At 62.2% G+C, this 312-nt stretch carries 1 pseudogene; it reads right to left on the bottom strand.

The window, feature by feature from the left end:
• Positions 1-312 (bottom strand): annotated as a pseudogene (locus AB3X89_RS40460) (IS21 family transposase); the annotation flags it as partial.

The raw sequence follows: 312 nt of genomic DNA, 5'->3' as shown, positions 1-312 counted from the left end.
GCGGCTTCTCGATGGCGAAACGTGCAAGCGGCTGCTCGCGCGTCGTGCCGTGCTCGCGCGTGCCGGCCTGCTGCATCACCCAGTCGCGCAATTGACGGTTGGCGTCGGCGAGATCGCGGAATTCGCGTAGCGGCAAGAAGGATCGTTTGATGTATTTGACTCCGGCCTCAACGACGCCCTTCTTCGCAGGATCGTGTGGAGGGCATGCATCGATCCGGAAGCCGTACCCCTCGGCCAGCGCGGCGTACGAGCGCTGTACCTCGGGATCGTACATACACGCCTTTGTAATCGCGCATTTGGCGTTGTCGATGA

Source organism: Paraburkholderia sp. BR14320 (genome assembly GCF_040948665.1).
GTDB lineage: Bacteria > Pseudomonadota > Gammaproteobacteria > Burkholderiales > Burkholderiaceae > Paraburkholderia > Paraburkholderia youngii.
The sequence above is the reverse complement of the archived record's forward strand: the minus strand, read 5'-3'. Positions and strand labels throughout refer to the sequence as shown.